Raw genomic sequence first — 18402 nt, forward strand, 5'->3', positions numbered from 1 at the left:
CTGGTTCAGGCGGCCGCAAGGCCCGTGGCGGCCAGGGCGGCATCGATCGCCGCCCCCAGCCGGTCGATGGCGAGCGCCAGCTCCTCTTCCGTCGCGATGAAGGGCGGCGCCAGCAGCACATGATCGCCCGAGAGCCCGTCGACGGTGCCACCGCCCGGATAGCAGATCAGCCCGCGGGCGAAGGCCTCTTCCTTGATCTTTTTCCACAGCCCCGCGCCGGCCGGGAACGGCGCCTTGCTCTCGCGATCGGCGACCAGTTCGATGCCGCGGAAGAAGCCGCGGCCGCGGATGTCGCCGACATAGGGGCGGTCGCCCAGCCCCTCGCGCAGCAGCCGCTCGAAAACCGGGCCCATCTCGCGCACCCGTGCCACCAGCCCGTCATCGCGGATCGCCTCCTGCACCGCCAGCGCCGCGGCGCAGGCGACCGGATGGCCCATATAGGTATGGCCGGTGGTCAGACCCAGCCGGCCGGTTTCGATCACCCGGGCGATCTCGTCCGACACCAGCACCGCGCCGATCGGTTGGTAGCCGGCTCCCAGCCCCTTGGCCATGACGATGATGTCGGGGGCGATGCCGTCGGCCTCGCAGGCGAAGGTATGGCCGGTACGCCCCATGCCGCACATCACCTCGTCGAGGATCAGCAGCACGCCATGGCGGGTGCAGATCTCGCGGATCGCCTTGAAATAACCCTCGACGGCCGGGACGGCACCAAGCGTCGCACCGACCACCGGCTCGGCCAGGAAGGCGAGCACGGTCTCGGGCCCCTGGATCAGCAGCTCGCGCTCGAACTCCGCCGCCAGCCGGGCGCCGTATCCGGTGTCGCTCTCTCCGGGCAGGCGATAGCGATAGGCATGGCAAGGGGCGACATGGACCACATCGCCCATCACCCAGGGCAGAAAGGGCCGGCGCCGGCCGACATTGCCAGTGGCGGAGAGGGCTCCCAGCGTATTGCCGTGATAGCTCTGCCGGCGGGCGATCACCCGGGTGCGGGCCAGATCGCCGCGCTCCACCGCATGCTGCCGGGCGATCTTGAGCGCGCTCTCGATCGCCTCGGACCCGCCCGAGACGAAACAGACCTTGCCGAAGCCTTCGGGTGCCGCCTCGGACAGCAGATCGGCCAGGCGCTCCATGGGCTCGTTGGTGAAGAAGCCGGTATGGGCGAAGGCGACCCGATCCAACTGGGCCAGGATCGCGGCCCGGACCCGCGGGTCGCCATGGCCCAGGCACGAGACGGCGGCCCCGCCCGAGGCATCCAGATAGCGGCGGCCGTCCTGGTCGATCAGCCAGCAGCCCTCGCCGCCCACGGCGACGGCAGGCTCGGCGGCGGAAGCCCGGTGAAGCACGCGGGACTGGGCGCGGTTGCGGCGCAGCGGGATCTCGGACATGGCGTCTCATCCGGATGATGCGGGGGGTCCGGATGATGCTAGGCCGCTGAAATCGCGGATGCAACGTCCGTTTTACTGAAACATGAATGTTGCATATGTTTCATCGGCGGCCGAAACGAATCACGGAGGCCCGACGGCCCCCGTGTTCCTCCGACCGCCATGTCAGGACGGGTCAGATGACCTGCTCGCGCGCCGCGGCCAGGGCCGCCAGGCTGCCCAGCACCCCGAAGACCCGGAAGGGACAGGGGGCGTCGCCGCCATTGCCCGCGGGCTCGATCCGCGGTTCGACCTCGTCGCACATCTGGGTGAAATAGGCGCCCATGGCGTTCAGGCTGTCATACTCGCCCCGGCCCTTGTTGACCCGGTAGAACCCGCCGACCGCCCGGCCGTCGACCAGATAGATCACCGGCTCGGCGCTTTCGCCCTCGATCAGGTCGACCGTCGGCACGCCCTCCTGGACGATGACCTCGGTGTTGAGGGCACCTTCCTTGATGACGTTCATCTTGTGCCGGGTCTTCTTGTTCATCTCCAGGATGTCCTCGCCCGACCGCGCGGTCATGACACCCATGCCATAGGTGCCGCTGTCGGCCTTCACGAAGACATACGGGTCGCTTTCGATGCCGTATTGCCGGTACTTTTCGCGGGTCAGGTGCAGCACCTTGTCGACGCCGCGGGCGACGCAGCCGAGCCCGGCCTTTTCGCGGAAATTGATCTGGCCGCACTGGTGCCAGAGTGCCTGAATCAGCCAGGGATCGACGTCGAACTCTTCGGCGAAGGCATCGGCGACCTGGGCATAGGCCGAGAAATGGCCGCTCTTGCGCCGGCGATACCAGCCGAGCGACAGCGGCGGGATCACCGGCTGTTCCAGATCGACCAGGATCGAGGGCGCGCCCGCGGTCATGTCGTTGTTCATCAGCACCACATCGGGCACGAAACCGTCGGCGGTGCCGATCCGGCCGTCCTCACGGCGCAGCGGCTCGACCCGGATATCGGCACCGGCCGCCGTCTCCAGCACCATCGCCTCGTCCAGGTCGTACATCAGGCTGCCGAGACGGACCTCCCAGCCGGCCTCTTCGATGATCCCGGCCAGCACCCGCACGTTTTCAAGGTAGTGCAGATTGCGGGTGTGGTTCTCGGGCACGATCAGCAGCCGCCGGCCATCGGGCGCCACCCGCGCCAGATGGGTCTTGAACCGTTCGGCGGCCCGGCCGCGGGCGGCGCGGGAAATATTGTTGAACCCGGCCGAGAACAGGTTGGTGTCGACCGGGGCGATCTTGACGCCCGAATGGCGCAGATCGACCGAAGCATAGGGAAGTGCCGGGGTCTCGGCGAAACGGGCGTCGAACCAGGCGGTGACCTTGTCGGCCTGGGACGCGAGGATGTCGTCGAGAAGCGGCAGAATGAGCGTCTGCATGGGACGGGCGGCCTCCGGGTGTCGGATCCGGCAGACGGACGTCTGTCGGCGGGAAGAGCGCCCGCCACCCTGATCGTGATGACCGGCCGGCGGGGCATGCGGCCCGGCAGGGCCGGACCGGGCGGCGCGCCCCCTTCTGGCGGCAACGCCGGGGGCACCGCATGCAGGGCGCCCCTGAAACGGATCTCCCGTCCGGGCCTCAGCCCGTGGCGGTAGGTCGATGGCGGGCACCGCCGCCATCTGGCGCCAGGGCCTGCAGGATGGCAAGCCCCGCGATGACCGCGGTTTCCGCCCTGAGCACGCGCGGGCCCAGGCCGATCGCGGTCAGATGGGGCCGGGCACGAAGCCGGTCAAGCTCGGCCGGATCGAAGCCGCCTTCGGGGCCTGTCAACAGGCCGGCCGGGCCATCCCCCAGCATGGCCGCGACGGCCGCAGCCGGACGCCCGGCCCCGGTCTCGTCGCCGAAGACGACCGGCAGGTCATCCAGGCGGTCCAGCACGGTATCCAGCGGTTCGGGCGCATGAATGGCGGGCACCGTCAGCCGTTCGCACTGCTCGGCCGCCTCCCGCGCGATGGCGGCAAGCCGGTCCATGCGCAGCCGGTCGACCACGGTGCGGCGGGTGACCGCAAAGCGGATCGCCGTGACGCCGAGTTCCGTCGCCTTTTCGACCGCAAACTCCACCGGACCGCGCTTGACCGGGGCCATCACCAGTTCCAGCCGCCGTTCGGATCCCGGCAGGCGGTGCTGCGCCACCAGACGCGCGGCCGCACCGCGCTTGCCCACCGCCACCAGTTCGGCAGCCCATTCGCCGTCCCGGCCGTTGAACAGGGCGAGCGCCGCCCCGGTCTCGCGCCGCATCACCGCCCGAAGATAATGGGCCTGATCCTCGTCGAGCAGCAGTTCGGCCCCCGGGGTCATGGGCCCGGTCAGACGGTCGGGATCGAGGTAGAGGCGGGGCGCATCGGCAGCCATGGGATCTCCGTATCGGCTCTTCTCCCCAAGAGCTATAGCGCCCCTGACCACGGGTTTGAAGCCCAAGCCGGTGCATTGCCGCGCTTGGCAACCCTGCGCCCAGCGGATAAACCGGCATGAGGAGCCAGAGCCCGAGGAGCCAGCGCCATGGCCGAACCGGCCGCGAAGTCCAGGACCGGTCATACCGACATCCACACCGACAAGGGGCTGATGCGCCTGCTGCCCGAGGGGCTGAAGCCCTATGCGCTGCTGGCGCGCTGGGACCGGCCGATCGGCTGGTGGCTGCTGTTGCTGCCCGGCTGGTGGGCGATCGCGCTGGCGGCGCCTCAGGGCGGCCTGCCCGACCTGCTGCTGATGGCGGCCTTTCTGGTCGGTGCCGTGGCCATGCGCGGCTTCGGCTGCACGATCAACGATCTGGCCGACCGGCACTATGACGCGAAGGTGGAACGCACCCGCAGCCGCCCCATCCCGAGCGGCCGGGTGACGCCGTTCCAGGCGCTGCTCTTCCTGGTACCGCAGGGGCTGGTGGGCCTGGCGGTGCTGGTGATGCTGCCGGTGCCGGCGATCGTCATCGGCCTCGCCTCGCTGGCGCTGATCGTGCCCTACCCGTTCATGAAACGGATCACCTACTGGCCGCAGGCGTGGCTGGGCCTCACCTTCAACTGGGCGGCCCTGGTCGGCTGGGCGGCGGCCAGCGGGGCCGGGGATCTGGCAGCCATGACGCCGGGGCTGCTGCTCTATGCGGGCGGCATCTTCTGGACGCTCGGCTACGACACGATCTATGCCCATCAGGACCGCGAGGACGACCTGCTGGTGGGCGTGAAATCCACCGCCCTCGCCCTGGGCCGGCGCACGAAGCCGGCGGTGGCGGTGTTCTATCTGATCTTCTGGGGCTTCACGGTCGCGGCGGGACTGGAGGCCGGTTTCGGCGCCGGCTGGGTGCTGGCCATGGCCTTCACCGGCTCTCACCTCTTCTGGCAGATCCGCAGGCTCGACATCGACGATCCGGCGCTGTGCCTGAAACTGTTCAAGTCCAACCGCGACATGGGGCTGATCCTGCTCGCCACCATCATCCTGGCCCGCCAGGTCCCCCTCGGCGGATGAGCCGGGCGAGCGGCCGGGCCAGAAGCAGGGCGAGGGCCAGGATCCAGGCACCGGCCGGCATGTCGACCGCGGGTGGCAGGAACGGGCGCAGGATCAGGATGACCAGAACGGCGCCCGCCACCTTGACCAGCTGGCGGTCGACCAGATCGAACCGCGCCCAGATGCCCCGCAGCCGTCCTTTGACGCCGGCCGGGGCGACGGGACTTGTCTCGGGATCCTTCGCCGCCATCATCTGCTCCATGACCATCTGAACATCGCCTCTGCACTTGACCGCGGCCCCCGGGACGGGTCAAGTCCGCACACCCCCCGAAAGCCGAAGCGAGGCCGCCACCGATGCCCTATGACAGCCTGCGCGACTTCATGGCCCGCCTCGAGGCCACCGGCCGTCTGGTCCGGGTCCGCGAGCCGGTCTCCACCGTGCTCGAGATGACCGAGATCCAGACCCGGCTGCTGGCCGAAGGCGGCCCGGCGGTGCTGTTCGAAAAGCCGGTGATGCCGGATGGCAGCCTGTCGACCATGCCGGTGCTGGTCAATCTGTTTGGCACGGTGGAACGGGTCGCCTGGGGCATGGACCGGGAACCGCCGCAGCTCCGCGGCGTGGGCGAGACGCTGGCCTTCCTGCGCCAGCCCGAACCGCCGGGCGGCTGGCGCGAGGCGCTGGACATGCTGCCGCTGATGAAGACGGTGATGGCGATGCGGCCGAAGACGGTCTCGCGCGCGCCGGTGCAGGAGGTGGTCCTGCGCGGCGACGAGATCGACCTCACCCGCCTGCCGGTCCAGACCTGCTGGCCGGGAGAGCCGGCGCCGCTGATCACCTGGCCGCTGGTGGTCACCCGCGGCCCTGGCGGCGACAAGACCGACGGCTACAATCTCGGCATCTATCGCATGCAGGTGCTGGGCCGCGACCGCACGCTGATGCGCTGGCTGCGCCATCGCGGCGGCGCCCAGCATCATCGCCGCTGGGGGCTGAACAAGCGCGAGCCGCTGCCGGCCGCAGCGGTGATCGGCGCCGATCCGGGCACGATCCTGGCCGCCGTGACGCCCGTGCCCGACACGCTGTCGGAATACCAGTTCGCCGGCCTGCTGCGCGGCCGCAAGGTGGAGCTGGTCGATGCGGTCAGCCAGCCGCTGAAGGTGCCGGCCACGGCCGAAATCGTGCTGGAAGGCGAGGTCAGCCTCGACGATTACGGCGACGAGGGGCCCTATGGCGACCACACCGGCTATTACAACAATGTCGAGCCCTTCCCGGTCTTCCGGGTGACGGCGGTGACCATGCGCCGCCAGCCGATCTATCTCTCCACCTTCACCGGCCGGCCGCCGGACGAGCCCTCGGTGCTGGGCGAGGCGTTGAACGAGGTGTTCATCCCGCTGATCCGCCAGCAATTCCCCGAAATCGTCGACTTCTGGCTGCCGCCCGAGGGCTGTTCCTACCGCATCGCCGTGGTGTCGATGCGCAAGGCCTATCCGGGCCATGCCAAGCGGGTGATGATGGGGGTGTGGTCCTATCTCCGCCAGTTCATGTACACCAAATGGGTGATCGTGGTGGATGACGACATCAATGCGCGCGACTGGAAGGACGTGATGTGGGCGATGTCGACCCGCATGGACCCGGCGCGCGACATCACCGTCATCGAGAACACCCCCATCGACTATCTGGACTTCGCAAGCCCCGAATCCGGCCTCGGCTCCAAGATCGGCCTGGATGCCACCAACAAATGGCCGCCCGAGACCAAGCGCGAATGGGGCAGGGAACTGCGCATGGACCAGGCGGTCATCGACCGGATCGACCAGATCTGGCCGAAGCTGGGACTGCCGGGATCGGGGCAGGCGATCTGGAAGCCGGTGAAGGACTGAAACGCAAACGCTCCGGTTGATGATCCCCCGGCCCCGTGTCATCGTACCCTCCTGGAAACCGGGGTCCAGGGAGCCTGCATGACGACGATCGGGGCCGTGATCAGAAACATGATGCCCTCGGGAACCAATCCGGGCGGCGACGATCCGGATTGGTCGACCTGCCCGGAATGGCCTCCGGATCTGTTTGGCGTCACTGCGACACTGATCGAGCGTACGGGCCTCTACTCACATGCCTGGCTTTACGCTCATCAATCGACGCATGCCTCGATGGCCTCGTCTGAAAAAAGTTCCATCCGAGCCGCCGGACGCGGCTGGCGCGACAAAGGCGTGCCGGACTCGTACACCAAGCGATTGTGGCACGAGGTCACAGGCGGCGCAGATCACGTCGATCTCCAGGCTCTGGCCCACACGGCACCTTCCCACCCCCTCGCCCGCAAGCTGATCACCTTGATGTGCATCGCAGATGAAGCGGCAGAGGGTATGGGATTCGTTCCGAAGACCCACGTGCCTGCCAACGGGCCGTCCCCGGACAGAATATCCCCGTTCACGCGGGCAGTGCTCGGTGCAACCATTGCGGCGGAACCCGCCTACACGACGCGAGACGCGACGGCTACATCGGCGGTTATGCCGAAATTGCCGCATTTCCCGCGGAGCCTGACGCTTGCCGTCACGCCGCTGGAGGCCGTCGTCTTCCCGAAAAGCCGGCTTCCCGATGTCGGCTGCACGTTGCGGTCTATGTCGCACAATCTGGCGTTGCTGCCGCCCCGGAGCATGGTGGAAGCCAACTGGCTTATCTCAGGCCTCGCGACTGATCCGGAACATCACCGGCCGCTCGGCATCCTGTTGATACCGTGGCCCACACGCGTGAATGGCAGCCTGTTCAAGGCCGAGCGTAGAGACGCGGAAGAACCCGGATACTTCACCGTCGATGTCGCAGGCTATGATGATGCCCTCTCCGGGCCAACCAACGTCTCAAGACTGGCCGGTATGATCGCCGGCCTGATCCAGGCAGGCGAGAAGGAACTGGGCGAGATTCATGCCGTCTTTCTTCCGGAATGCGCCCTGCCGACCGAGATCGCGGAGGACTTGGCGAAAGAGGTCGCACGACGCCATCCGCGGCTGCAGCTCTTCATCTCCGGCGCCATCGGCAAGCCGGCCCACTCCGAGGCAATGCCCCGCAATCTCGCCTTCACCGCGTCGACGGCAGACGGCACCGTCCAACGCAGCTGGACGCAGAGCAAGCACCATCGCTGGAAGCTCAACGGTGATCAGATCCGGCGCTACCATATGGGGCACGTTCTCGACCCCACGCGCGAATGGTGGGAATATATCGACGTGAGCGGCCGGACCTGCCATTTCAGCGTCATTGACAATGATCTGTCCCTGGCGGTTCTGATCTGTGAAGATCTCGCCCGCTTCGACCCGGTCCTGCCGGTGATCAACGCCATCGGCCCCAGTCTCGTGGTGGCGCTGCTGATGGATGGACCGCAACTCGAGAAACGTTGGCCGGGCCGATATGCCACCGTCCTTGCCGAGGATCCGGGCTCATCGGTCCTGACCTTCACGTCCACGGCCCTGATCGACCGACAGCATCAGGCCGGCGCGCCGAACATCCGCACGATCGCACTCTGGAAACAGCCCCGTGGCCTGGCACAGGAACTGTCGATCGGCCCGGATGATCAGGCTCTCGCCTTGTGCCTTGTCCGCGAGCATCGGCAACAGATATCCATCGATGGTCGCTCCAGGAACAGCTTCTTTCTGTCGCTGGCAGGCGTCCGGGCCGTGAAGCCTCCCGATCCGGCGGTGTTGCCACGCAGGAAGTCATTGAACAAACCGACGTAGCATCCTAACTTGACGTCTACTCCCGGTGATCACCCGCCAAAATCAGGCGCTGACAAATGAACAAGCGAATTTATCAGATCAACGATACCCGGGCAGAACCCTCCCTTGTCGCTGATCTGCGCAGGATCTTTGAAGCCCTGCCGCCAAGTGAGACGGATGAAGCGGTCTCACGGCGGTTGCGCGCCATGACGCAACGTGTCCTGGCCGACGAAGAAGCGCGGCGCCAGAGGCTGGCCGGCTGAGCCGATCGGAAGCGCACACCCGCCCTTCGTTCACGATACTGCCCGACCGTCGCGAAGCTGCCACGCATCCATGCTACCGTCGTCCGTCCCGCCCATGGCCACGGATGACACCCGCATGCTGCGCATCCTCCAGATCACCGACACCCATATCAGCCCCACCAAGCCGCATTTCGCATCGAACTGGGCGCCGGTCGCGGCGCTGGCGCGGGCGATTGCGCCGGATCTGGTGGTCCACACCGGTGACGTGACCGTCGACGGCGCCGATATGGTGGAGGATCTGGCCCATTGCCGCTGGCTGATGGACGGGCTGGAGCTGCCCTGGGCGGCCGTGCCCGGCAATCACGATGTCGGCAGCGAGAACCCCGAACATTTCCAGGCGGTGAACGATCTCCGCATCTCGCGCTGGGAAGCCCATTTCGGCCCGGACCGCTGGCTGCGCGACGCCGGGCCGTGGCGGCTGATCGGGCTGAACGCCATGCTGATGGGATCGGGCCATCCGCGTGAGGCGGAGCAGGCGGACTGGGCCGGCGAGGTGCTGGCCGAGGCGGACGCCACCGGCCGTCCCGTGGCGCTTTTCCTGCACAAGCCGCTGTTCCTGAACGACCCCGACGAAGACGACCGCGGCTATTGGAGCGTGCCTGGCCGCGCACGCGGGCGCTATGTGGAGGCGATCCGCCGGGGCACGGTGAAACTGGTCGCCTCGGGCCATCTCCACACCGCCCGGATCTTCCGCCGCGACGGCACGGTCTTCGCCTTCGGCGCCTCCTCGGGCTTCATCGTCGACAAGCTCGCCCCGGCCGATATTCCAGGTGAAAAGCGGCTGGGGGCGACGCTGCACCTGCTGGACGAGAAGGGCACGGTCGAATCGCGCCTGCTGAGCCCCGAAGGGCTCGACACCTATGTGATCGACGACGTCGCGCACGAGGTCTATCCGCCGCGCAGCTGACCGGCCGACCATTCCATATGCCGTGGCGCTGGTGTTCCGCGCCGCTTCGTCCCATATCTAGGCCTCGGGCCTGCGCACCCCGTCGGGCGATGCACCCCGAGGCCCGGGACGATGCCGCACGAGGACCAGATGACCGATACCGGACTTGGAAACGCTCTCGACCTGCTCGAAGACCTGATCGCGCGCGCGAAGCGTGCCGGTGCCGACCAGGCGGATGCGCTGATGGTCGAAAGCCGTGCGCTGTCGGTGCAGCGCCGGCTGGGCAAGATCGAGGAACTGACCCGGTCGGATGGCGGCGATCTGGGGCTCCGGGTCCTGGTCGGGCGCCGTCAGGCGATCGTCTCGACCGCCGATCTCAGGCCCGGCAGCCTGGACGCGCTGGCCGAGCGCGCGGTCGCCATGGCCAATGTCGTGCCCGAGGACCGCTTTGCGGGCCTGGCCGAGCCGGGCGAGATCGCGCGCGAGATTCCGGCGCTGGAGATCTACGACCCGACCGAATTCAGCGCCGAGGATCTGCTCGCCTGGGCCGAGACCTGCGAAGAGGCGGCCCGCGGGGTCGAGGGCGTGACCAATTCCGAGGGCGCCGGTGCCTCTCAATCCCACAGCATGATCGCGCTCGCCGCCTCCAACGGCTTCCGCGGCGCCTATCGCACCAGCCGCTTCACGGTCGGTGCCAGCGTGATCGCGGGCGAGGGGCTGAACATGGTCCGCGGCCATGAATACACCTCGAAGCGTTTCGTGGCCGACATGGACGATCTGGCCACGATCGGCCGGATCGCGGGCGAGCGGACCGTCGCGCGGCTGAACCCGCGCCGGCCGAAGACCGCGCGGGTGCCGGTGGTGTTCGACCGGCGGGTGTCGCGCATGCTGGTCGCGGCCATCGCGTCGGCCGTCAACGGGGCGGCGGTCACCCGCGGCACCAGCTTCCTGAAGGACCGGATGGGCGAGCGCATCGCCTGCGACGCCTTCACCATCATCGACGACCCGTTCCGCGAGCGGGCACCCGCCTCACATCCCTTCGACGGCGAGGGCATTGCCGGTGCGCCGCTGACCGTGGTCGAAGGCGGGGTGCTGAAATCCTGGCTGCTGGACTGCCGCTCCGCCCGTCAGCTGGGGCTGAAGAGCACCGGCCATGCCGCCCGCGGCGCCGGATCGGCCCCCAGCCCGGCCTCGAGCAATCTTTATCTGGCGCCGGGCACGCTCAGCCGCGACGAGCTGATTGCGAAGATCGGCACCGGCCTGCTGGTCGATGAAACAATGGGCTCGGGTGTGAACGTCGTCACCGGCGATTTCAGCCAGGGTGTGGCAGGCTTCTGGATCGAGAACGGCGAAATTGCCTATCCGGTGAACGAGATCACGGTTGCAGGGCGCATCCAGGACATGCTGATGTCGGTGGAACCCGCCTCCGATCTCGAATTCCGCAGCGGCACCGATGCGCCGACGCTTGCCGTCGGCGGCCTGACCGTCGCCGGCGCCTGATCTGCGAGACGACCAGACGACCCCATATCCACGACCGGGAGTGCCCGCCACCGATGACCCCACCCCTGTTCGCCCTGCCCGACGGCGCCCTGCCGGCCGACCTCGTCGACGACCGCCTGCTGCTGGAGCGGGCGTTGCGGACGGGCGGGCGGATCGCCATGAACGCCTTCGGCAAGGCACCGGTGACCTGGGACAAGGGCGGCGACAATCCGGTGACCGAGGTCGACATCGCCATCGACACGGTGCTGCGCGACCATCTGCTCCATGCCCGGCCCGGCTATGGCTGGCTGTCGGAGGAAAGCGTCGCCCATCTCTCGGAACGCGCCCGGCCGCGGATCTGGGTGGTGGATCCGATCGACGGCACCCGGGCCTTCGTGGACGGGCGGCCGGAATTCACCATTTCGGTCGCCCTGGTCGAGGCCGGACGCCCGGTGATCGCCCAGGTCTTCAACCCGGCGACGGGCGAGTTTTTCGAGGCGGTGGCCGGCCATGGCTGCCGGCTGAACGGCATCCCCTGCCGGGTGGGCGAGGGGGCCGATCCGCTGGCCGCCCGGCTGCTGGTCTCGCGCCGGGAACTTCATGAACGTCGCTGGGGTTCAGGCCTGGACGGCAGCGCGGTCATCGCGCTCGGCTCCATCGCCTACAAGCTGGCGCTGGTCGCCGCCGGCCGCTTCGATGCCGCGGTGTCGCTGCGCCCCAAGGCCGATTGGGATCTCGCCGCCGCCGATCTGATCGTCGCTGAGGCGGGCGGGCGGATGACCGATGCCGAGGGCCGCGACCTGCTCTATGCCAGGCCCGACACCACCGAACATCCCTCGCTGATCGCCGCAAATCCGGCGCTGCATGCCGCCCTGATCGGCCGGCTTGCGGTCGATGCGGCTGGAAGCCCGGCGCCGGCTGGCGTACAACCGCAGCCATGACCCGCGCCGGCCGGATGCCGACCGCATCCGCCGGCCGCCGCCTCTTCACGGGATCCATCCCCGCCCCATGTCGCGCCGCAAGCCGAAGTCTCCCCGCCCCGCAGGTGCCGCCGGCACCCGGGCCCTGATCACCCGCCTCGCCCGCGAGCATCTGCGCCCCTATTGGCGGCGGATCGCGCTTGCGATCGGGGCGATGATCGTGACCGCGGCTGCAACCGCCGCCAATGCCTGGCTGATGCAGCCGGTGCTGGATGACGTGTTCCTGAAGCGCGACGAGACCATGCTGCTGCTGGTGCCCGCCGCCGTGCTCGCCATTGCCGCCGCCAATGGTTTTGCGACCTATGCCGAACGGGTGCTGATGGAACGGCTGGGCACCCGCGTGGTGGCCGATCTGCAGCACCGGATGTATCAGCGGCTGATGGCCGCCGATCTCGCCTTCTTCCACCGCACCGGATCGGGGCGGCTGATCGCGCGCTTCACCTATGACGTGCAGCTGGTCCGCAAATCCGCCGCCGCCGCGATCACCAGCCTGGCCAAGGAAAGCCTGACCGTCATCTTCCTGGTCGGGTTGATGTTCTGGCAGGACTGGCTGCTGGCGATCATCGCCTTCGTGGTCTTCCCGGTCGCGATCCTGCCGATCGCGAAGCTGGGCCGGCGGATGCGCAAGGTGTCGGACCGTGCCCAGGACCAGATCGGCCGGCTGACCGGCATTCTGGAAGAGACCTTCCTGGGCGCCCGCCACGTCAAGGCCTATGGCATGGAGGGCTATGAAACCCGGCGGATGGGGGTGACGGTCGAGGAAATCTACCGCCTGACCGGCAAGGCCGAACGCATCCGTGCCGCCTCTTCGCCGATCATGGAGGCGCTGGGCGGCGTGGCGGTCGGCCTCGTCATCTTCTATGGCGGATCACAGGTGGTCGCGGGCGAGACCACGCCCGGGGCCTTCTTCTCGTTCGTGACCGCCCTGCTGATGGCCTATCGCCCGGCCAAGACCCTCGCCAATCTGAACGCCAATCTCCAGGAAGGCCTGGCCGCCGCCCATCGGGTGTTCGAACTGGTCGACCTGCCGGCGACGATCACCGACCGGCCGGACGCAAAGCCCCTGCCGCAGGTGATCGGCGGACCGGTGAAGGGCGAGATCCGGTTCGAGGATGCGCGCTTCGGCTATGGTGCCGACGGGGCGCCGGCGCTCGACGGGCTGGATCTGGTGGTGCCGGCGGGCAAGCGGGTGGCGCTGGTCGGCGCCTCGGGCGCCGGCAAGTCGACCGTGATCAACCTGATCCCGCGCTTCTACGACCTCGACGGCGGAAGGCTGACAATCGACGGGGCCGATGTCCGCGCGGTGACCCTGGCATCGCTGCGGGCTTCGATCGCGCTGGTCTCGCAGGAGGTGACGCTGTTCAACGATAGCGTCGCAGCCAACATCGCCTATGGCCGGCCCGATGCCACGCGCGAAGACATCGAGGCCGCCGCGCGCGATGCAGCGGCACATGATTTCATCATGGCCCTGCCCAAGGGCTATGACACGCCGGTGGGCGAGCACGGCTCCAGCCTGTCGGGGGGCCAGCGCCAGCGGATCTCCATCGCCCGCGCCATGCTCAAGAACGCGCCGATCCTGCTGCTCGACGAGGCGACATCGGCACTCGACACCGAAAGCGAGCGGGCGGTGCAGGATGCGCTCACCCGGCTGATGGCCGGGCGCACGGTGGTGGTGGTGGCCCACCGGCTGTCGACCGTGGTCGATGCCGACCTGATCTGCGTGATGGATCGCGGTCGGGTGATCGAACAGGGCAGCCATGCCGAGCTGATCGCCCAGGGCGGGGCCTATGCCCGGCTGCATGCGCTGCAATTCGCCGACCAGTCCGAGGCGCCTGTCGGCCATATCGATGTCGAGGATGCGGCGGACGTGGCCGCACCGGCCGTGCGGAAGGGCTGAGGCCGATGGCGGGGCTGGTCAAGCGCTGGCTGAAGAGCGATCGGGCGCGCCGCCTCGCCTGCCGGATCGCCGCCGCCTACATCCGCCTGGTCCATGCCACCGGCCGCTGGCAGGTGAGCGGCGACGCCGCTCCCCGCGCCCATTGGGACGAGGGCCGGCCCTTCATCCTGGCCTTCTGGCACGGGCGGCTGCTGATGATGCCCCATGTCTGGCGGACGGGCATGCCGATGAACATGCTGATCAGCCAGCACCGCGACGGCCGGCTGATCGCCGATACCATCGCCCATTTCGGCCTGGGCTCGGTCGCCGGTTCGTCGTCGAAAGGCGGGGCGGCGGCGGTGCGCCAGATCGTGAAGGCGATCCGCGCCGGCGAATATGCCGGCGTCACCCCGGACGGACCCCGCGGGCCGCGCCAGCGGGCGAGCGGCGGCATCGCGGCGATTGCCCGGCTTTCAGGGGTGCCGGTCATCCCGGCCACCTTCGGCATGCGCCGGCGGCGGCTGCTGGGCAGCTGGGACCGGTTCCTGGTGCCGATGCCGTTCAGCCGCGGGGTGTTCATCTGGGGCGAGCCGATCCATGTCCCCCGCGATGCCGATGCCGCGACGCTGGACCGCTACCGGATCCGGATCGAGGACGAGTTGAACCGCATCACCGCAGAGGCGGACCGCGCCACCGGCCATGCGCCGCTGGAGCTGCCGCCGCCGCTGGATGCCGAACAGGCGGCGGCGGATCGATGAGCGGGGCGGGATCGATCAGTACGGCAGGTCTGGCTCTCGGCCTCTATCGCGGCCTCGCCCGGCTGGGCACGCCGCTGGTGAAGCGCCATCTGGAGCGCCGCCGGGTGGCGGGGCGCGAGCACGATACCCGGTGGCCGGAACGGCTGGGGCGCCCCGGCCTGCCGCGTCCGGCCGGGCGGCTGGTCTGGCTGCACGGCGCGAGTGTCGGTGAAAGCCTGTCGCTGCTGCCGCTGATCGCGCGGCTGAAGGCGATGGCGCCCGCGACCACGGTGCTGGTCACCACCGGCACCGTCACCTCGGCCCGGTTGATGGAAAGCCGGCTGACGGAAACCGGGGGGGGCGTCGGTGCCCTGCATCAGTTCGCCCCGGTCGACCTGCCCGTGGCGGTCGACGGCTTCCTGGATCACTGGCGGCCGGATGCCGCGGTCTTCGTCGAAAGCGAGATCTGGCCCAATCTGATCGACGGGCTGGACCGGCGGCGCATTCCGCGCGCCCTGGTCAATGCCCGGATGTCGGCGACCTCTGCCCGGCGCTGGGCGAAGCTGCCCGGCCTCGCCGCCCGGCTGATCGGCGGCTTCCGGCCGCTGCTCGCCCAGGATGCCGACAGCGCCGCCCGGTTTTCGGCCGTGCTCGGCCGGCCGGTGCCGGCCCCGGGCAACCTTAAGGATGCGGCCGAGCCGCTGCCGGCGGATCCGGCGGCGGTCGCAGCGTTCAAGGCCGCGATCGGCGCGCGGCCGGTCTGGCTCGCCGCCAGCACCCATCCCGGCGAAGAGACGCAGATCCTGGCCGCCGACCGGGCGATGCGCGCGACCCGCCCCGATCTGCTGACCGTGATCGTCCCCCGCCACCCCGAACGCGGCCCGGCCATCGCCGACGAGATCCGTGCGGCGGGGCTTCGGGTGGCGCGGCGGGCCGTCGGCGAACCGCTGACCAGGCAGACGCAGGTCTACCTTGCCGACACGCTCGGCGAACTGGGTCTTTTTTTTCGCGCAATCCCCCTCACCTTTATCGGAGGCTCGCTTGTCCCGGTCGGCGGGCATAATCTGCTCGAACCCGCGCGCCTCGGCGCCGCCGTGACGACCGGGCCGCATCTCGGCAATTTCGAGAGCCTGGCCGCCCGCTTCCGGGCAGCCGGGGCCGCGGAGATCGTCGAGGATGCCGCCGCACTCGCCCGGACGGCCGGGCAGCTGCTCGACGATCCGGCGGCGTGCGAGAGACTGGCCCGGGCCGGCGCCCGGGTGGCCGAAGAGGGACGTGCCGCGGTGGAGGCCATCGCGGCTGCACTGGAACCGCTTCTCGAACCGGCCGAGGCATCGGGAGATCCGTCGTGAAGGCACCGGAATTCTGGGGACGTCAGGCGAAACCGGTGGAGCGCCCGCTGCTCTGGGCGCTGGCGCCGCTGTCGCTCGTCTTCCGGGCGGCGGGCGCACTGCGCCGACTGCTGGCCCGGCCGGCCCGTGCCGGCGTGCCGGTGCTCTGTGTCGGTAATCTGACCGCCGGCGGCGCCGGCAAGACCCCGACCGCACTTGCCATCGCCGCCCGGCTGCGTGAACGCGGCCGCAGACCCCATGTGGTGCTGCGCGGCTATGGCGGCAGTGTGAAGGGCCCCGTGCTGGTCGACCCCATCGCCCATCGTGCCGAGCAGGTGGGCGACGAGGCCTTGCTGATCGCCCGCCGCCTGCCGACCTGGGTCGCCCGCGACCGGGTGGCGGGTGCACGTGCTGCTGCGGCGGCGGGGGCCGATGTCGTGATCCTGGATGACGGCTTCCAGAACCCGTCGATCGAAAAGGACCTGTCGCTGATCGTGGTCGATGGCGGCTATGGCTTCGGCAATGGCCGGGTGATCCCGGCCGGCCCGATGCGCGAACCGCTGGCCCGGGGCCTGGCCCGCGCCGATGGCGTGGTGGTGGTGGGCGAGGACACGATCGACGTCGCCGCAGCCCTGCCCTTCGAACGCCCGGTGCTGCGCGCCGTGACCGTGCCCGGCCCCGAGACCCGGCGGCTGCGCAACCGCAAGGTCGTGGCCTTCGCCGGCATCGGCCGGCCCGAGAAATTCTTCGACACGCTGCGCACGATCGGCTGCCGCATCGCCGGCAGCTGGTCCTTCCCCGACCATCACCCCTATGATCCGGACGAGATCGCCCGGCTGGTGGAGGTCGCCCATCGCATGGATGCCGTGTTGGTGACGACCGAGAAGGATCTGGTCCGCCTGCCGCCCGAGGCGCGCGACCTGGTCGACCACCTGACCATCAGCCTGGAATGGCTGGATGCCGACCCGCTGGACCGGCTGCTGGACCGCATCGACCCGCGCCGGCCGGAACCCGCCACGCCGGCCGGGCTGTCGCGGCTGATCGACGGCCGGGCCGGGCATGAGGACGGCACCGGACACGAGGACGGTACCGGACGCCGCAGATGACTTCCAACACCCCCACCCCCGACACCCCGCCGATGACCTTCCGCCGGCGGCTGGAGAGCCTGTCCGGCCGCCTGGCCTTCGGCTTCGCCCGCCTGCTCGGCCTGGAACGCGCCTCGGCCTTCGGTGGCTGGCTGGCGCGCAATATCGGCCCGCGGATCAAGGTCAGCCGGATCGCCCGCCGCAACCTGGCCCGTGCCTTTCCCGAGCTCGGCCCCGACGAGATCGAGCGCATCCTCCGCGCCATGTGGGACAATCTCGGCCGCACCGCCTTCGAGATCGCCCATCTCGACCGCTTCGACTGCACGGGCCGCGACCCCGCCCGGGTGGAGGTGATCGGCCACGAACACGCGCTGGCCGCCCGCGACGACGGCCGGCCGGGCATCTTCGTCTCGGGCCATTACGGCAATTGGGAACTGGCCTCGCTTGTCGCCACCCAGTCGGGCATCACCCTCACCCAGGTCTATCGCCAGGCCAACGACACCGAAATCGAGAAGCTGATCCAGCAGTCCCGCCGCCGCGCCGGCGGTGCGACCGATTTCCTGCCCAAGGGCGCAAAAGCCGCCCGCGAGATCATGAAACGCCTGAAGGCCGGCGGTCATCTGGCGATGATGATCGACCAGAAACTCAACACCGGCACCGCCCTGCCCTTCTTCGGCCGCGACGCCATGACCACCACGGCCCACGGCGAATTCGCGGTGCGCTTCAACGCCCCCCTGGTCACCGCCCATGTCGAACGCCTGGGCGGCCCCCGCTTCCGCATCACCATCGACCCGCCGATCGACCCGACCCCGGAGCCCGGCGAAACCCTGGAACAGGCCGCGGAACGCCTGACACGGCTGGTCAATGCCCGCCTGGAAGGCTGGATCCGCGAACGGCCGGATCTGTGGTTCTGGGTGCATAAGCGGTGGCCGGATTGAGGGGGGGGCAGTCCTCAGATCCGCCGGAACTCAGATCCGCCGGATGCTGACATGCATGCCCCCGTCACAGGCGTTGCGTGCCGCACCATGATCGAGCCCCCGATATACTTCAACCCAGGCGCGGTTCGGACGGCGGCTTCTGCTTGAGCCCACCAGGGAGTCCGCGCGACTGCGTGCCAGTTCGTGAAACGCCGCGTAACAGGCAGCGCTGACGGCCCGTCGCAGATCTGCCTGCCT

At 69.1% G+C, this 18402-nt stretch carries 16 protein-coding genes; 12 read left to right on the forward strand and 4 right to left on the reverse strand.

What is annotated here, in order from left to right; translation table 11 throughout:
- Positions 1-5: 5 nt before the first annotated feature.
- From TMO_RS14215 to TMO_RS14225, 3 genes are all read right to left on the reverse strand, one after another.
- Entirely contained in the window at positions 6-1385 is a 1380-nt protein-coding gene (locus TMO_RS14215) for an aspartate aminotransferase family protein (protein WP_014746335.1), read from the reverse strand.
- A gap of 172 nt (positions 1386-1557) precedes the next feature.
- Positions 1558-2799: a glutamate--cysteine ligase gene (gshA, locus tag TMO_RS14220; RefSeq protein WP_014746336.1), complete on the reverse strand. Its 1242-nt coding sequence runs from the start codon at positions 2797-2799 to the stop codon at positions 1558-1560.
- 199 nt (positions 2800-2998) lie between these two features.
- Entirely contained in the window at positions 2999-3772 is a 774-nt protein-coding gene (locus TMO_RS14225; protein ID WP_014746337.1) for a 16S rRNA (uracil(1498)-N(3))-methyltransferase, read from the reverse strand.
- A 147-nt stretch (positions 3773-3919) separates the two neighbouring features.
- Here TMO_RS14225 and ubiA point away from each other — a divergent pair, with 147 nt between their 5' ends.
- Complete coding sequence (gene ubiA / locus TMO_RS14230; RefSeq protein ID WP_014746338.1) at positions 3920-4876, forward strand: 4-hydroxybenzoate octaprenyltransferase; 957 nt, start codon at positions 3920-3922, stop codon at positions 4874-4876.
- Here ubiA and TMO_RS14235 read toward each other — a convergent pair.
- Positions 4842-5123, reverse strand: coding sequence for a hypothetical protein (locus TMO_RS14235; RefSeq protein ID WP_014746339.1), 282 nt, complete (start codon positions 5121-5123; stop codon positions 4842-4844). The two genes, ubiA and TMO_RS14235, sit on opposite strands and share 35 nt — an antisense overlap.
- Before the next feature lie 86 nt (positions 5124-5209).
- On the opposite strand from TMO_RS14235, the gene TMO_RS14240 reads away from it, so the two are divergent.
- The 11 genes from TMO_RS14240 (at position 5210) to TMO_RS14290 (ending at position 18165) form a co-directional block, all read left to right on the forward strand.
- Positions 5210-6730 carry a UbiD family decarboxylase gene (locus TMO_RS14240; protein WP_014746340.1) on the forward strand — a complete coding sequence of 507 codons (1521 nt, stop codon included), beginning with the start codon at positions 5210-5212 and terminating at the stop codon, positions 6728-6730.
- 78 nt (positions 6731-6808) lie between these two features.
- Positions 6809-8572 carry a hypothetical protein gene (locus tag TMO_RS14245; RefSeq protein ID WP_014746341.1) on the forward strand — a complete coding sequence of 588 codons (1764 nt, stop codon included), beginning with the start codon at positions 6809-6811 and terminating at the stop codon, positions 8570-8572.
- A 56-nt stretch (positions 8573-8628) separates the two neighbouring features.
- On the forward strand, positions 8629-8814 hold the full coding sequence (locus TMO_RS14250; protein WP_014746342.1) for a hypothetical protein: 186 nt from the start codon (positions 8629-8631) through the stop codon (positions 8812-8814).
- Positions 8815-8932: 118 nt separating this feature from the next.
- The gene (locus tag TMO_RS14255; protein ID WP_041606444.1) at positions 8933-9760 is read left to right on the forward strand and encodes a metallophosphoesterase family protein; all 828 of its coding nucleotides are present in this window, start codon (positions 8933-8935) and stop codon (positions 9758-9760) included.
- A 129-nt stretch (positions 9761-9889) separates the two neighbouring features.
- Complete coding sequence (locus tag TMO_RS14260) at positions 9890-11239, forward strand: TldD/PmbA family protein (protein WP_041606445.1); 1350 nt, start codon at positions 9890-9892, stop codon at positions 11237-11239.
- Positions 11240-11292: 53 nt separating this feature from the next.
- Positions 11293-12159 (forward strand): 3'(2'),5'-bisphosphate nucleotidase CysQ, encoded by an 867-nt coding sequence (locus tag TMO_RS14265; protein WP_014746345.1) that lies wholly within the window; start codon positions 11293-11295, stop codon positions 12157-12159.
- Between the two features lie 67 nt (positions 12160-12226).
- The gene (gene msbA, locus TMO_RS14270; protein WP_145978140.1) at positions 12227-14095 is read left to right on the forward strand and encodes a lipid A export permease/ATP-binding protein MsbA; all 1869 of its coding nucleotides are present in this window, start codon (positions 12227-12229) and stop codon (positions 14093-14095) included.
- 5 nt (positions 14096-14100) lie between these two features.
- The gene (locus TMO_RS14275; protein ID WP_014746347.1) at positions 14101-14832 is read left to right on the forward strand and encodes a lysophospholipid acyltransferase family protein; all 732 of its coding nucleotides are present in this window, start codon (positions 14101-14103) and stop codon (positions 14830-14832) included.
- Complete coding sequence (locus TMO_RS14280; RefSeq protein WP_014746348.1) at positions 14829-16163, forward strand: 3-deoxy-D-manno-octulosonic acid transferase; 1335 nt, start codon at positions 14829-14831, stop codon at positions 16161-16163. The genes TMO_RS14275 and TMO_RS14280 overlap by 4 nt, the downstream gene beginning before the upstream one ends.
- Positions 16160-17248, forward strand: a complete 1089-nt coding sequence (gene lpxK, locus TMO_RS14285) for a tetraacyldisaccharide 4'-kinase (protein WP_014746349.1) — start codon at positions 16160-16162, stop codon at positions 17246-17248. Before TMO_RS14280 ends, lpxK begins: the two co-directional genes overlap by 4 nt.
- Entirely contained in the window at positions 17245-18165 is a 921-nt protein-coding gene (locus TMO_RS14290) for a lysophospholipid acyltransferase family protein (protein WP_014746350.1), read from the forward strand. Before lpxK ends, TMO_RS14290 begins: the two co-directional genes overlap by 4 nt.
- Positions 18166-18402 lie beyond the last annotated feature (237 nt).

This window comes from Tistrella mobilis KA081020-065 (genome assembly GCF_000264455.2).
GTDB classification, from domain to species: Bacteria; Pseudomonadota; Alphaproteobacteria; order Tistrellales; family Tistrellaceae; genus Tistrella; species Tistrella mobilis.

Excerpts from the sequence above, each read along its gene's own strand:
- TMO_RS14215 (WP_014746335.1), bottom strand. The coding sequence starts at position 1,385 with ATGTCCGAGATCCCGCTGCGCCGCAACCGCGCCCAGTCCCGCGTGCTT.
- gshA (WP_014746336.1), bottom strand. The coding sequence starts at position 2,799 with ATGCAGACGCTCATTCTGCCGCTTCTCGACGACATCCTCGCGTCCCAG.
- TMO_RS14225 (WP_014746337.1), bottom strand. The coding sequence starts at position 3,772 with ATGGCTGCCGATGCGCCCCGCCTCTACCTCGATCCCGACCGTCTGACC.
- ubiA (WP_014746338.1), top strand. The coding sequence starts at position 3,920 with ATGGCCGAACCGGCCGCGAAGTCCAGGACCGGTCATACCGACATCCAC.
- TMO_RS14235 (WP_014746339.1), bottom strand. The coding sequence starts at position 5,123 with ATGGTCATGGAGCAGATGATGGCGGCGAAGGATCCCGAGACAAGTCCC.
- TMO_RS14240 (WP_014746340.1), top strand. The coding sequence starts at position 5,210 with ATGCCCTATGACAGCCTGCGCGACTTCATGGCCCGCCTCGAGGCCACC.
- TMO_RS14245 (WP_014746341.1), top strand. The coding sequence starts at position 6,809 with ATGACGACGATCGGGGCCGTGATCAGAAACATGATGCCCTCGGGAACC.
- TMO_RS14250 (WP_014746342.1), top strand. The coding sequence starts at position 8,629 with ATGAACAAGCGAATTTATCAGATCAACGATACCCGGGCAGAACCCTCC.
- TMO_RS14260 (WP_041606445.1), top strand. The coding sequence starts at position 9,890 with ATGACCGATACCGGACTTGGAAACGCTCTCGACCTGCTCGAAGACCTG.
- TMO_RS14265 (WP_014746345.1), top strand. The coding sequence starts at position 11,293 with ATGACCCCACCCCTGTTCGCCCTGCCCGACGGCGCCCTGCCGGCCGAC.
- msbA (WP_145978140.1), top strand. The coding sequence starts at position 12,227 with ATGTCGCGCCGCAAGCCGAAGTCTCCCCGCCCCGCAGGTGCCGCCGGC.
- TMO_RS14275 (WP_014746347.1), top strand. The coding sequence starts at position 14,101 with ATGGCGGGGCTGGTCAAGCGCTGGCTGAAGAGCGATCGGGCGCGCCGC.
- TMO_RS14280 (WP_014746348.1), top strand. The coding sequence starts at position 14,829 with ATGAGCGGGGCGGGATCGATCAGTACGGCAGGTCTGGCTCTCGGCCTC.
- TMO_RS14290 (WP_014746350.1), top strand. The coding sequence starts at position 17,245 with ATGACTTCCAACACCCCCACCCCCGACACCCCGCCGATGACCTTCCGC.